Below are 12,177 nucleotides of genomic sequence, written 5' to 3' on the forward strand. Positions count from 1 at the left end.
TTATGACCCATAGCCCAGAAACAGGCGAGGAAGGATGAGCGACAGATCCGGCCAGAAGCTGATCACCAGCAGGGCCGCGGTCATCACCAGCACCCATTTGAAGATCCGCTTGACCAAATCGTCGAAGGGGATGCCGCCGACCTGCGAGGCCATGAACAGGTTGGCGCCCAGCGGTGGCGTCACGAAGCCGATGGCCAGCGCGACGATCATGATCACCCCGAAATGGATCGGGTCGATGCCCAGCTGCGTCACCATCGGCAACAGGACCGGGGTGAGGATGACGATGGCCGCCAGCGTTTCGAGGAAGGTGCCGATGATCAAGAGCAGCACCAGGATGGCGAGCAGCACGACGATCCAGTTGTCAGTGATGCCAAGGACGAAGCGCGACAGCTCCAGCGGGATGCGTTCCAGCGCGATGATCCGGCCGAAGGCGACCGAGGCGCCGATGATCACCAGAACCGCGCTGACCAGCAGGGCCGATTGCAGCATGATCGGGCCAAGCTCGCGCCAGGACAGTTCCTTGTAGACGAAGGTCGAGACGAGCAGCGCATAGACCACGGCGACGGCCGAGGATTCGGTCGGCGTGACGATGCCGCCATAGATCCCGCCCAGCACCACGAGCGGCATGAGCAGCGCCAGTTTGGCCTGGTTCACGGCCTCCCAGCGCTGGCGCCAAGTGGCAGCGACGCCCTTGGCCTCCCAGCCGCCTTTGCGGGTCTGGTAGATGTTGTAGAGGATCAGCGCGATGGCAATGACGATGCCCGGGATGATGCCCGCGAGGAACAGCGCCGAAACCGAGACCTGCGCCGTCACCGCGTAGATGATCATCACCACGGACGGCGGGATCATCACCCCCAGCGCCCCGGCCGAGGCAACCATGGCCCCGGCATAGGCCCGGTCATAGCCACGCCGCGCCAGCGCCGGGATCATCGCCAGACCGATGGCCGCGACCGTGGCCGAGCCGGTGCCCGAGATGGCCGCGAAGAACAGGCAGGCCATGATGGTAACGGTGCCCAAGCCCCCCGGCGCGTTGCCGAAAAACGCCTCGGCCACGGCGATCAGCCGGCGCGAGATGCCGCCGCGGCTCATGACGCTGCCGGCGAGGGTGAAGAGGACCACGGCGATCAGGGTGAAGGAATTGATCCCGCTGACCAGCCCCAGGGCGTAGAAATCGAAGCCGAGGAAGGGGATATAGGCGATGGCAAGCAGGCTGGCCGCGCCGAGGGCGATGCCGATGGGCACGCCCGCCAGCAGCAGGACGGCGAAGCTGCCGAACAGAATGGCGGTGGTCATGAGCCCGCTCCCTCGCGCTGAATCCCCTCATCCTCGAGCGCCGTGTTCTCCCGCAGGGGTTCCTGGCCGTGCCGCAGGATCATCCACAGCGAATGGCTGAGCCGCAGCGCCGACAGCGCGCCCGAGAAGATGATCGCGGCATAGAGCCAGCCGGTCGGCCATTGCGTGGCCGACAGCGATTGCCCGCGCTCGATGGCATTGGCGGTGATCTGAACGCCCAGCACGCAGACGGCGACGGAATAGGCCAGGAAGACCGCTTCGGCGAAGGCCATGATCCAGCGGCGCAGCGCGCTCGGCACCGCGTCGACCAGGATGGTGACGCGCAGGTGCCGCTTTTCCCGGATGGCATAGCTGATGCCGAAATAGATCATGTAGACGAAAGCGAAGCGCGCGACCTCTCCGGCCCAGGGAACCGAGGTCTGGAAGGCAAAACGCGCCACCACATCGGCAAAGAGCAGGACGATGACCACCCCGAGGCTGGTCACGATGATGATCGGCTCGAAATACCTCTCGGCCAGTCGCAGCCAGCGTTGCATGGGCGCTCCTCCTGCGCGATGCCTGGTGCGCCGGTCGGCCGGATTGGCCGACCGGCAAGCCCGTTACTGCGCGAGAGAGGCGCGGAACTGGTCGAAGAAGGCGTCGCCGACCCGCTCGCGGATCAGGCTTTCGATGGCGGCGTTCATCGTCGCGGCCATCTGCTGGCGATCCTCGGCCGGCAGTTCGGTGACCTCGAGGCCGGCCTCGGTCAGCTGGGCCAGCGTCGCGGCATTGGCCTCGGCCACCAGCTGGCGCTGCAGCGTCACCGTCTCGGCCGCGACTTCCCTCATCAGCGCGCGGTCTTCCTCGGACAGGCTGTTGACGAAGTCGAGGTTCGCGAACCAGACCTCGGGCCAGTAGATATGGCCGGTCAGCGAGACATTGCTCTGCACCTCGTAGAAGCGTTCGACTACCATGGAAGACAGCGCGCTTTCCTGACCGTCGATCAGACCCTGTTGCAGCGAGGAATAGATCTCGCCCCAGGCCAGCGGCAGCGGCACCGCGCCGATGGCCCGCCAGGCCGCGATCTGCACCGGGTTGTCGGCCGAACGCAGGCGGAAACCCTGGAACGCCGCGAGGCTGTCGAGCGCCCGGTTGCCCGAGAAGCTGCGGAAGCCGAGTTCGAGGAAGCCCATGCCGGCCAGGCCGCGTGCCTCCATCGCCGCGTTCAGGCTGTCGCCGGCCGGGCCGTCCAGCGTGGCGCGGGCGTGCTCTTCGTCCGAAAACAGCAGGAACTGGTCCAGCACGCCCAGCTCGGGGATCGAGGGCGACAGGTTGACCGAGGCGCCGGTCGCCATCTGGATATTGCCCGATTGCACCAGATCCAGCGTCTCGGTGACGCTGCCCAGCTGGCCGCCGGCATAGATCTCGACCTCGAACCCGCCGTCCGACCGCTCTTCCAGCGTCTGGCGGAAATGCTCCATCGCCTGATGCAGCGGCGAGCTTTCGGGCTGCGCATGGGCGATGCGGATGACGGTCTGCGCCATCGACGTGGTGGCAAGCAGGCTCGCCGCAAGGGTCAGCGCCGCAAGAAACGGTGTCTTCATGGTCTCCTCCCGGATGTGAGTCGCGGCGTCCCTCCCCGGGCCCGCTGTCTTGCATTCGTATGCAATGCATTCGTATGCAAGTCAAGGCACCGTTGCGGAAGATCCCTTCCCGGGGTCAGGTCGGGCCTCTTTCGTCTGACGAACTTTGCGGGGCGGGCAGTTCAGCCTTCGCCTGCCCTCCAGGCCCGGGGCGATACGCCGTGGGCCGAGCGGAAGAGCGTCGAGAAATGCTGCAGGTTCTCATAGCCGCAGCGCATGGCGATCTCGCTGATCGACAGGCCCTGAAGCCGCGGGTCGCGCAGATCGGCCGCTACTCTCTCCAGCCGCTGACGGCGGATTTCCTCGGAAATCGAGCTGCCGTCCTTGGCGAAGATGTCGTTGAGGCGGCGCACCGACAGGCCGATATGCTCGGCGACCTTGCTGCGGTTCAGCTCGGGATCGGTGACAGTGTCGCTGATGTAGGACCGCGCCCGGATCAGGATCAGCTGCTCGGGCGAGGCTAGGTCCAGATGCCCGTCCGCGACCGAGGCAAGCCCGGTCGCCACCAGATCGATCACGATGTCCTGCAACAGCGCCGTCACCGCCGGGTCGCGGCCATCCATGGTCTCGGCGAAGGTCAGGATGTTCTCGCGCACCAGCTTGCCGATGCCCGATTGCCCGTCGATCCGCTGCCCGCCCATCATCCGCGCCAGCGGCAGCCGCGCCAGCAGACGCTCGCGCGGAAGCTGGATCACGGTCTTGGCAAAGCCGTCGCCCAGGTCGATCAGATAGGGCTGGGTGCTGTCGTAGATGGCCATATCCCCCGGTTGCAGCAGCGCCGTATTGCCGAACTGGGTGATTCGCGACGTGTTGCGGGTCTGCAGGCTGACCAGGAAGTAATCGTCGGTTTCGCTGCGGATATCGCTCTGGCGGCGCACCACCGAATGGGCGCCGCCGCTGACATGCGACACCGTCAGGCCGGGAAAACGGCGCAGGTCCAGGTCACCCGAAAAGTCAGTCGTTTGCGGGGCTTCGCATCCCAGTCGGACGAAACTGGCACAGACCGCATCCGCCCAGAAGGCAAAGCGGTCCTTCGGCGCCACCTGTCTTGTGGAATACTGCCGACTTTCGACCATTCCCGCCAAATCCCTCAGATTCGCAAAAAGCGTCACACAGGCTGCGCGGAAACGCAATTCTTTTGGCCCGGGCGCGAAAGCAGCGCTGCCGTCCGCCTGCCACTCTCCCGAAAACAGGAGGACGCCCATGACCACACGTTACAAAGTTGCCGCAGTTCAAGCCGCTCCGTGCTTTCTGGACCTCGATGCCGGGATCGCCAAGGCAGTTCGCTACATCGAGGAAGCTGCCGCCGAGGGGGCGAAGCTGGTGGCCTTCTCCGAGACGTGGCTCCCGGGCTACCCCAATTACATCTGGCTGGGCCCGGTCGCCTGGCAGATGCAGTTCGTCGGCCGCTATTTCGACAATTCCATCGTCGCCGGCAGCCCGCAGGAGGCGATCCTCGCCGCGGCCTGCCGCAAGAACCGCATCCAGCTGTCGATCGGGGTGAGCGAGCGTGACGGCGGCTCCCTCTACATCGCGCAATGGCATTTCGACGAGAATGGCACCGTCATCAACCGCCGCCGCAAGCTGAAGCCCACCGGGGTGGAGCGGTCGGTCTTCGGCGAGGGGGACGGGTCGGACCTGCGGGTCGTGGACACGTCCTTGGGCAAGATCGGTCAGCTGGCTTGCTGGGAGCATTTCCAGCCGCTGAGCAAATACGCGATGTATGCGCAGAACGAGCAGGTCCATATCGCCGCCTGGCCCAACCTCGCGCTCTACGAAGGCACCGCCTTCGCCCTGGGCCATCAGGTCAACAACGGCGCGACGCGGCAATACGCAGTCGAAGGCGGCTGCTTCGTCCTCGGCCCCTGTGCGCTGGTCACCAAGGAGGTGCAGGACACCGTTTGTCAGGGCGATCCCGAGAAGGAAAAGCTCTGCCCCCTCGGCGGGGGTTACACGAAGATCTACGCGCCCGACGGGCAGGAGATCGGCACCAGCCTGCCGCACGATCAGGAAGGCATCGTCTATGCCGAGATCGACCTGCACATGATCGGCTATGCCAAGGCCGCAGCCGATCCGGCCGGGCATTACGCCAAGCGCGATAGCACCCGGCTGCTCATCAACCGCCAGCGCCAGCGCCCCGTGCATGACTTCGACGTCGCCGACCGGTGGGAGCGGGTCGAGGAACCGGCGCCGCAGGAGCCCAAGGCCAAGACCCCGCGCCACGCCGACACCAGCGTTTGACCGCAACGGGGCGGTCTTGCCGGGCCGCCCCCCGGAACCGGGGACCACGCCATGACCCTACCCGAGGATTTCTACACCGATGCCCAGCGGCGCCTTCAGGCCCTGAATGGCGACGAGGCACTGGCGACCGCGGTGGTCCACGCCATCGTGCGCGACCGGATGGAGCCGATCCACACCGACTACATCAACAGCCGCGACTATTTCTTCCTGTCGACCGTCAGCGCCGCGGGCGAGCCGACCGTGTCCTACAAGGGCGGCGCCCTGGGTTTTGTCCGGGCCCTGGGCGACGACCGCATCGTGTTTCCCAATTACGACGGCAACGGCATGTGGCTGTCGCTGGGCAACATCGCCGAGGCGGCGCAGGTCGGGCTTCTGTTCATGGATTTCCAGACGCCCTGGCGCATCCGCGTGCAGGGGCGGGCCACACTGTCCACGGATCCCGGGCTGATGGCGCAGTTCCCGGGCTGCAACACGGTGGTCGAGGTTCAGGTCACCCGCGTCTTCCAGAATTGCGCCCGCTACATCCACAAGCACCGCCGGGTCGAGAAGCGCTCGGTCCATGTGCCGGACGATAGCGGCGCCCAGCCGTTCCCGGCCTGGAAGCGCATCGACGGGCTGCAGCCCTTCCTGCACGCGCGCGACCAGGGCCGTGCGGCGCAGGAAGGCGGCGTGATCACCGAAGACGAGTATCTGGCGCGGGTTCGCGAGGGGACATCGTGACCCCGCCATCCCCAGAACTGCGGATCGCGGGGAACCCGGGGCAAACCTAGGCTTTTCCACGAGGGCCCGGGGCCAAGGCTGCGGGTCACTCGGCACACAAGAACAAGAACCAAAGGGAGATCATCATGACATCAAAGCGTTCACGAGTCGCCGGGATGACCCGGCGCGAGGCTCTGGCCACGCTGGGCAGCGGGGCGGCAAGTTTCGGTCTGGCCTCGACACTGGCGGCGCCGGCGCTGGCCTCGGCCCGGGTGCTGCGGCTTGGCTATGTCAGCCCGCTCACCGGCACCATGGCCGCCTTCGCGGAATCCGATCCCTTCATGCTGGACAAGGTCCGCGCCGCGGTCGCCCAGGGGCTTACCCTCAACGGCACGACCTACGAGGTCGAGATCGCCGCGGTCGATGACCAGTCGAACTCGGACCGCTCGGCAACTGCGGCGAACCAGCTCATCAACGGCGACGGCATCGACCTGATGCTGGCGCAAGGCGCCCTGACCAACGTGCCGGTCGCCTCGCAATGCGAGGTCGCGGGCGTGCCCTGCATCACCACCATGGACCCCTGGCAGGGCTGGATGTTCCCGCTGGGCGGCACCCCGGACACCGGCTTCGAGTATGTGAACCACTTCTTCTGGGGGATCGAGGACATCATCTCGACCTTCATCGGCATGTGGGACGGGCAGGATACCAACAAGAAGGTCGGCACCGTCTGGTCCAACGACCCGCCCGGTCTGGTGTTCGGCAGCGCCGATATCGGCTTTCCGGCCTCGCTGGCGTCCGGCGGCTACGAGATCACCGATGTCGGCAATTTCCAGCCCGGCGCCGACGACTTCTCGCGCCAGATCGTCGCCTTCCGCGATGCGGGATGCGAGATTGTCACGGGCCTGTTCGCCCCGCCGGAATGGGCGCTGTTCTGGCGTCAGGCGCAGCAATTGGGCTTCCGCCCGAAGATCGCCACTCCGGCACGGGCGCTGCTGTTCCCCTCGGGCATCGAGGCGCTCGGCAACACCGGCGACGGCATGTCGACCGAGATCTGGTGGACACCCTCCTATCCCTATGTCTCGACCATCACCGGCCAAAGCTGCGCGGAGCTGGCGGCGGATTACACCGCCACGACCGGCAGGCGCTGGACGCAGCCGATCGGCGTGATCCACGCGCTGTGGGAACTGGGCCTCAACGCGCTGAAGACCGCCGAAGACCCGACCGACCCCGATTCCGTGCAGGCGGCGATCCGCGCCACCACCATGACCACGGTCGTGGGCAACATCGACTGGGCGGGCAGCCCGATCCGCAACGTCGCCAAGCTGAAGATCGCGGGCGGCCAGTGGCGGCTTCAGCCCGACGGCACCTACGATCTGGTGGTCACCTACAACACCGCGGCGCCCGAAGTGCCGATCCAGTCCGATTTCCGGCTGGGCCTTGGCTGAGCGATGACCTCTGCCCCCGTGCTCTCTGTCGAGGGGGTCGCCAAGTCCTATGGCGGCCCCAACGTGCTGGAGGATGTGACACTCACCGTCCATCCCGGCGAAATCCTCGGCATCATCGGTCCGAACGGCTCGGGCAAGACCACGCTCTTCGGCGTCATCTCGGGCATGCACGCGCCCTCGGCCGGGCGGGTGCTGCTGGCAGGCGAGCCGGTCACGGCGCTGGGGGCGGCAGAGCGCGCCCGCGCCGGGATCGGGCGCACCTTCCAGGTGCCACAGACCTTTTCCGACATGTCGGTGTTCGAGAACCTTCTGGTCGCGGCGGAATTCGGTGCGGGGCTCCACGGGGCCGAGGCCGAGGCCCTCGCGCACGAGGTTCTCGCGCAATGCGACTTCGCGCACCGGACACGCGCCATCGCGGGCGGGTTGTCGCTGCTGGATCGCAAGCGGCTGGAACTGGCCCGTGCGCTGGCAACGAAACCCAGGGTGCTGCTGCTTGACGAGATCGCCGGCGGCCTGACCGACAACGAGGCCGACGGCGTCGTGCGCACGGTCGAGGCTCTGGCGGCGGGCGGCGTGGCGATCCTGTGGATCGAGCATCTGGTGCATGTGCTGTCCCATGCCGCGCACCGGATCGCCGTTCTGGGCGAGGGCCGGATCATCGCCTGCGGCGAGCCGCACCAGACCATGCAGCTGCCGAGCGTGCGGCAGATCTATTTTGGTATGGAGCCTGACGCCCATGATCTCGATCTCTGACCTGCACGCGGCCTATGGCCCGCTGCCCGTCCTGTTCGGCGTCTCGCTCGATATCGCCGCGGGCGAGACCCTGGCGCTGATCGGCTCGAACGGTGCGGGCAAGTCCACCACCTTCGCCACGCTGACCGGATTCCTGCGGCCGACCCAGGGGCAGGTCCGCTTCGGCGATCTCGATCTCGCCCGCGCCTCGCCGCGGCGGATCGTCGAAGCCGGACTCTCCATGGTGCCCGAGGGACGGCGGCTTTTCCCCTCGCTCACGGTCGAGGAGAACCTGCTGGTCGGCGGTCATGCCCGGCGCAGGGGCGACTGGACGCTCGATCGGGTCTACGAGGTCTTCCCGACCCTGCTGCCGCTGCGCCGCCGCCCGTCGATGCACCTGTCGGGCGGGCAACAGCAGCTTGTCGCCATCGGCAGGGCGCTGATGGCGAACCCCCGCGTCCTTCTGTGTGACGAACTCTCGCTGGGCCTGTCGCCTGCGGCCGTCGACACCGTCTATGCCGCGGTCTCGCGGCTCAGGGCCGAGGGGATGACCATGCTGCTGGTCGAACAGGACATCGGCCGCGCCCTCGCCGGTTCGGACCGCTACGCCTGCATGAGACACGGCCGGATCGTGCTGGACGGCCCCTCGGCCGCCGCCGACCGGCAAGCGATTTCCGACGCCTATTTCGGCATGGAGGCCTGACCCGCATGGAAGTGCTCATCAACGGCGCCTTCATCGGCGCGCTCTACGGCCTCTACGGCCTCGGCCTGTCCCTGTCTCTGGGGCTGATGCGGCAGATCAACCTGGCGCATGGCGATTTCATCGTTCTCTCGGCCTTTCTGGCGCTGCAGGTCACCACGGCGCTGGGGGTTCACCCGCTGGTGGCACTGCCCCTTGTGGTGATCGTCATGTTCGCGCTGGGGGTGCTGACGCAGCGGCTGGTGATCGAACGAACGCTCGGACGCGGCGAGATGCCGCCCATCCTGGTGACCTTCGGCCTGTCGATCATCTTGCAGAACGGGATGCTCGAAGCCTTCAGCGCCGATACCCGCAACCTGAACCCCGGTCCGCTGGGCGCCGCGTCGGTGGATATCGCCGGGCTGTCGCTGGGGGTGCTGCCGCTTCTGACCCTCGCCGTATCGGTCGGCATCTTCGCACTGGTCGCGACGGTGTTCGGCCATACCCGCTTCGGCCGCGCGGTCCGCGCCACCTCGGACAACGAGGGGGTGGCCCAGCTGATGGGCATCTCCACCCGCAGCGTCTTTGCCGTGGCCATGGGGCTGGCGCTGGCAACCTCCGCCGTCGCGGCGGTGTTCTACGGGATGCGCGGCAATTTCGACCCCTCGACCGGGCCCGAGCGCATGCTCTTCGCCTTCGAGGCGGTGATCCTCGGCGGCCTCGGCTCGGTCTGGGGGACGCTGCTGGGCGGCATCATCCTGGGCATCGCGCAATCGGCGGGCACGCTCGTCACCCCCAGCTTCGGCGCGCTGGTCGGGCATCTGGTCTTCCTCGTCGGGCTCCTGCTGGTGCCGGGCGGGCTGTTGTCGCGGAAAGGACGCGGATGATGAGGAACACGCCTTTTGTTCGGTCGATGCTGGTCGTCGCCCTGATCGTCCTGGCGCTGGTGCTGGTGCCGGTCCTGGGCTCACGCCAGACCATCATCCTGACCACGGAAATCGCCGCCGTCCTGGCCATCGCCATGATGTGGAACCTGCTGGCCGGGTTCGGCGGCATCGTCTTCATGGGCTTTCAGGTCTTCGTGGGGCTGGGTGGCTATGCGCTCTTCGTCGCGGCCAACGCTTCCGGGATGATCCCCTTCCCCTTCGTGTTGGTGTCGGCCGGGGTCTGTGCGGTCTTCGCCTTCGCCATCACGCCGGTTTTGTTCCGCCTGTCGGGCGCGCAGCTGGCCATCGCCTCGTGGGTGATCGCCGAGGTGGTGCGGCTCGCGGTCTATCACACGCCCTTCCTGGGCGCCGGGGGCGGGATCTCGTTGCTGGCGATGCGCGGTGTGCCGCGGGATCTGCGGCTGATGATGACCTATGGCACCGCGGCGGCGATCCTTGTCGTGGCGCTGCTGACCTGCGTCTTCCTGCTGCGCGGGCGGTTCGGTCTGGCGCTCAGGGCGCTGCGCGACAATCCTGGCGCGGCCGAGGCGATGGGCGTCGGCATCCGCCGGACCCAGACCATCGTCCTGACCCTCTCGGCCGCCATCGCCGGGGCAGCGGGCGGAGCCTATTACATGATCGCCCTGCAGATCAGCCCCGGTTCGGGTTTCTCGATGAACTGGATGGCCATCGTCCTGTTCGTGGTGATCCTGGGCGGGATCGGCACGCTTGAGGGACCGATCCTGGGCGTCGCGGTCTATTTCCTGCTGCGCGAGACCTTGTCGGACATGGGATCGCTTTATTTCATCATCCTCGGCAGTCTGGCCATCGCCGTGACCCTGCTGTCGCCGCAAGGCGCCTGGGGGGCGCTCAAACGTCTGATCGGCCGCGACCTGTTGCCGATCCGGCGCGACCCCGGCCTCCCTGCCTCGCGCCTCACCCCCTAGACTCGGAGTTCCCATGACCGCAGCGTCCCTCTCGCTGGACTATTTCTTCGATCCGCTCTGCGGCTGGTGCTACGCCAGTTCGGCGATGCTGGCGGGGATCGCCGACCGCTTCCCCGACCAGTTGAGAATGCGCCCCTCGGGCCTGTTCGATGCGCCGCGCCCGGTGTCGGCCATCGCGGGCCATGCCTGGAGCAATGACCAGAGGATCGCCGCCATCGCCGGTCTGCCCCTGAGCACCGCCTATCGGGACGACGTGCTGCAGGCGCCCGGCGGGGTCTTCACCTCGCGCTTTCTGACGCGGGCGCTGGTCGCGCTGGGTCAGATCGACCGCGGGCTGGAGCCGCGGTTCCTGCACCGGGCGCAACACGCGCGCTACGTCCTGGCGCAGGACACGTCCCGCCCCGAGGTCGTGGCCGCCGTTGCGGGGGCCGAGATGGCCGAGGCGGGTCTGCCCTTCGATGCCGAGGCCTTCGCCAGCCGCCTCACCGGCGATGCCGATCTGGCGGCCCGCGCCGAGGCCCGGATCGCCGAGACCAACCGCCTGCAACAGAGCCTGACGCCCGGCGTGCCCAAGCTGGTGATCGGGCGCGACGGCGAACGCCTGATCCTCGAGGGCGAGGCGATCTATCGCGGCCCCGGCCCGGTGCTGGCGGTGATCGCCGAACTGGTGGCCTGATCCGGCGGCGGGGCGGGGCGCAGACAGGCGCTCACCCGGGCCCGAAACCAGCGCAGGCCGGGGTCCGCCTCGGCCCGCGTGCTCCACAGCATCGTCACGGGCGACCCCGCCGAGCCCAGCGGCACCGGCAGCACCCGCGCCCTTCCCGCCCGCGCCAGCATCTCGCCATAGCCGCCCGGCGCGATGGCGAGAAACCGCCCGCTGCCCAGCAATTCCGGCAGGGCCGAGAATTCGCGCAGATAGAGCGCGACATTGGCGCTGAGCCCGGTGCGGGCTAGGATCGCGGTGATCTCGGAGGCATAGGTCGCGGCCGGGGCAGCGACGACCAGACGCTCGCGCCGAAGGGCTTCCAGCGTATCGGGAAGCGGTCCTGTCCCGGGACCGGCAACCACGACATAGCGTTCCTCGTACAGGGGCATCACGCCGACATCGGGCGCGTCGAGGGCGATGAGACCGAGGGCCAGGTCGATCTCCCCGCGTTGCAGGCTTTCCGCCAGCAGCGACAGCGGGACCGGGTTGTTCTGCAAGGAGATATGCGGCGCCTCGGCGAACAGGCTGTCGACGATCTGCGGCAAGAAGATCGCCTCACCCAGACCGGACAGCGACAGGCGGAAACAGCGCCGGCTCTGCGCGGGATCGAAGCGGCTGGCCTCGCCAAGCGCTTCCATCACCGACTCGAGCGCGGCGCGCACCGCCGGCAGCACGGCGGTGGTGTAGCGCGTCGGCACCATGCCGCTGCGGTCGCGCAGGAACAGCGGATCGCCCAGCGACAGGCGCAGCCGCGACAGCGCGTTGCTGGTGGCGGGCTGGGTCAGGCCGACCTTGAGCGCGGCGCGCGACACCGATCCCGTCTCGGCGATCGCCACGAAGAGCTTCAGCAGGTTCAGATCCAGCGCCTCGAGTTTTATTGATTTCAT

General features: G+C 67.5%; 13 protein-coding genes. 8 read left to right on the forward strand and 5 right to left on the reverse strand.

The window, feature by feature from the left end:
- The 4 genes from VDQ18_RS01005 to VDQ18_RS01020 all read right to left on the reverse strand — a co-directional run bounded on the left by VDQ18_RS01005 (nucleotide 1) and on the right by VDQ18_RS01020 (nucleotide 3,991).
- The gene (locus VDQ18_RS01005) at nucleotides 1-1,293 is read right to left on the reverse strand and encodes a TRAP transporter large permease (protein ID WP_323019175.1); all 1,293 of its coding nucleotides are present in this window, start codon (nucleotides 1,291-1,293) and stop codon (nucleotides 1-3) included.
- Nucleotides 1,290-1,829: a TRAP transporter small permease gene (locus VDQ18_RS01010; RefSeq protein ID WP_107750971.1), complete on the reverse strand. Its 540-nt coding sequence runs from the start codon at nucleotides 1,827-1,829 to the stop codon at nucleotides 1,290-1,292. Before VDQ18_RS01010 ends, VDQ18_RS01005 begins: the two co-directional genes overlap by 4 nt.
- 63 nt (nucleotides 1,830-1,892) lie before the next feature.
- Nucleotides 1,893-2,876, reverse strand: coding sequence for a TRAP transporter substrate-binding protein (locus tag VDQ18_RS01015; RefSeq protein ID WP_107750970.1), 984 nt, complete (start codon nucleotides 2,874-2,876; stop codon nucleotides 1,893-1,895).
- 161 nt (nucleotides 2,877-3,037) lie between these two features.
- The gene (locus VDQ18_RS01020) at nucleotides 3,038-3,991 is read right to left on the reverse strand and encodes a helix-turn-helix domain-containing protein (protein WP_323019176.1); all 954 of its coding nucleotides are present in this window, start codon (nucleotides 3,989-3,991) and stop codon (nucleotides 3,038-3,040) included.
- A gap of 127 nt (nucleotides 3,992-4,118) precedes the next feature.
- Here VDQ18_RS01020 and VDQ18_RS01025 point away from each other — a divergent pair, with 127 nt between their 5' ends.
- The 8 genes from VDQ18_RS01025 to VDQ18_RS01060 all read left to right on the forward strand — a co-directional run bounded on the left by VDQ18_RS01025 (nucleotide 4,119) and on the right by VDQ18_RS01060 (nucleotide 11,260).
- The gene (locus tag VDQ18_RS01025; RefSeq protein WP_323019177.1) at nucleotides 4,119-5,156 is read left to right on the forward strand and encodes a carbon-nitrogen hydrolase family protein; all 1,038 of its coding nucleotides are present in this window, start codon (nucleotides 4,119-4,121) and stop codon (nucleotides 5,154-5,156) included.
- A gap of 51 nt (nucleotides 5,157-5,207) precedes the next feature.
- On the forward strand, nucleotides 5,208-5,876 hold the full coding sequence (locus VDQ18_RS01030) for a pyridoxamine 5'-phosphate oxidase family protein (RefSeq protein ID WP_323019178.1): 669 nt from the start codon (nucleotides 5,208-5,210) through the stop codon (nucleotides 5,874-5,876).
- A gap of 125 nt (nucleotides 5,877-6,001) precedes the next feature.
- On the forward strand, nucleotides 6,002-7,300 hold the full coding sequence (locus VDQ18_RS01035; protein WP_323019179.1) for an ABC transporter substrate-binding protein: 1,299 nt from the start codon (nucleotides 6,002-6,004) through the stop codon (nucleotides 7,298-7,300).
- A 3-nt stretch (nucleotides 7,301-7,303) separates the two neighbouring features.
- Complete coding sequence (locus VDQ18_RS01040; RefSeq protein WP_323019180.1) at nucleotides 7,304-8,053, forward strand: ABC transporter ATP-binding protein; 750 nt, start codon at nucleotides 7,304-7,306, stop codon at nucleotides 8,051-8,053.
- On the forward strand, nucleotides 8,037-8,735 hold the full coding sequence (locus tag VDQ18_RS01045) for an ABC transporter ATP-binding protein (RefSeq protein ID WP_323019181.1): 699 nt from the start codon (nucleotides 8,037-8,039) through the stop codon (nucleotides 8,733-8,735). Before VDQ18_RS01040 ends, VDQ18_RS01045 begins: the two co-directional genes overlap by 17 nt.
- 5 nt (nucleotides 8,736-8,740) lie before the next feature.
- Entirely contained in the window at nucleotides 8,741-9,598 is an 858-nt protein-coding gene (locus tag VDQ18_RS01050; RefSeq protein ID WP_323019182.1) for a branched-chain amino acid ABC transporter permease, read from the forward strand.
- Nucleotides 9,598-10,584: a branched-chain amino acid ABC transporter permease gene (locus VDQ18_RS01055; protein ID WP_323019183.1), complete on the forward strand. Its 987-nt coding sequence runs from the start codon at nucleotides 9,598-9,600 to the stop codon at nucleotides 10,582-10,584. Before VDQ18_RS01050 ends, VDQ18_RS01055 begins: the two co-directional genes overlap by 1 nt.
- A gap of 13 nt (nucleotides 10,585-10,597) precedes the next feature.
- Nucleotides 10,598-11,260, forward strand: a complete 663-nt coding sequence (locus VDQ18_RS01060; RefSeq protein WP_323019184.1) for a hypothetical protein — start codon at nucleotides 10,598-10,600, stop codon at nucleotides 11,258-11,260.
- On the opposite strand, the gene VDQ18_RS01065 is transcribed toward VDQ18_RS01060, so the two are convergent.
- On the reverse strand, nucleotides 11,209-12,177 hold the full coding sequence (locus tag VDQ18_RS01065; RefSeq protein WP_323019185.1) for a LysR family transcriptional regulator: 969 nt from the start codon (nucleotides 12,175-12,177) through the stop codon (nucleotides 11,209-11,211). The two genes, VDQ18_RS01060 and VDQ18_RS01065, sit on opposite strands and share 52 nt — an antisense overlap.

The sequence above is a fragment of the Pararhodobacter sp. genome, assembly GCF_034676075.1.
Classification (GTDB): Bacteria; Pseudomonadota; Alphaproteobacteria; order Rhodobacterales; family Rhodobacteraceae; genus Pararhodobacter.

Excerpts from the sequence above, each read along its gene's own strand:
- VDQ18_RS01030 (WP_323019178.1), top strand. The coding sequence starts at position 5,208 with ATGACCCTACCCGAGGATTTCTACACCGATGCCCAGCGGCGCCTTCAG.
- VDQ18_RS01060 (WP_323019184.1), top strand. The coding sequence starts at position 10,598 with ATGACCGCAGCGTCCCTCTCGCTGGACTATTTCTTCGATCCGCTCTGC.
- VDQ18_RS01065 (WP_323019185.1), bottom strand. The coding sequence starts at position 12,177 with ATGAAATCAATAAAACTCGAGGCGCTGGATCTGAACCTGCTGAAGCTC.
- VDQ18_RS01050 (WP_323019182.1), top strand. The coding sequence starts at position 8,741 with ATGGAAGTGCTCATCAACGGCGCCTTCATCGGCGCGCTCTACGGCCTC.
- VDQ18_RS01035 (WP_323019179.1), top strand. The coding sequence starts at position 6,002 with ATGACATCAAAGCGTTCACGAGTCGCCGGGATGACCCGGCGCGAGGCT.
- VDQ18_RS01040 (WP_323019180.1), top strand. The coding sequence starts at position 7,304 with ATGACCTCTGCCCCCGTGCTCTCTGTCGAGGGGGTCGCCAAGTCCTAT.
- VDQ18_RS01005 (WP_323019175.1), bottom strand. The coding sequence starts at position 1,293 with ATGACCACCGCCATTCTGTTCGGCAGCTTCGCCGTCCTGCTGCTGGCG.
- VDQ18_RS01020 (WP_323019176.1), bottom strand. The coding sequence starts at position 3,991 with ATGGTCGAAAGTCGGCAGTATTCCACAAGACAGGTGGCGCCGAAGGAC.
- VDQ18_RS01025 (WP_323019177.1), top strand. The coding sequence starts at position 4,119 with ATGACCACACGTTACAAAGTTGCCGCAGTTCAAGCCGCTCCGTGCTTT.
- VDQ18_RS01045 (WP_323019181.1), top strand. The coding sequence starts at position 8,037 with ATGATCTCGATCTCTGACCTGCACGCGGCCTATGGCCCGCTGCCCGTC.
- VDQ18_RS01010 (WP_107750971.1), bottom strand. The coding sequence starts at position 1,829 with ATGCAACGCTGGCTGCGACTGGCCGAGAGGTATTTCGAGCCGATCATC.
- VDQ18_RS01055 (WP_323019183.1), top strand. The coding sequence starts at position 9,598 with ATGAGGAACACGCCTTTTGTTCGGTCGATGCTGGTCGTCGCCCTGATC.
- VDQ18_RS01015 (WP_107750970.1), bottom strand. The coding sequence starts at position 2,876 with ATGAAGACACCGTTTCTTGCGGCGCTGACCCTTGCGGCGAGCCTGCTT.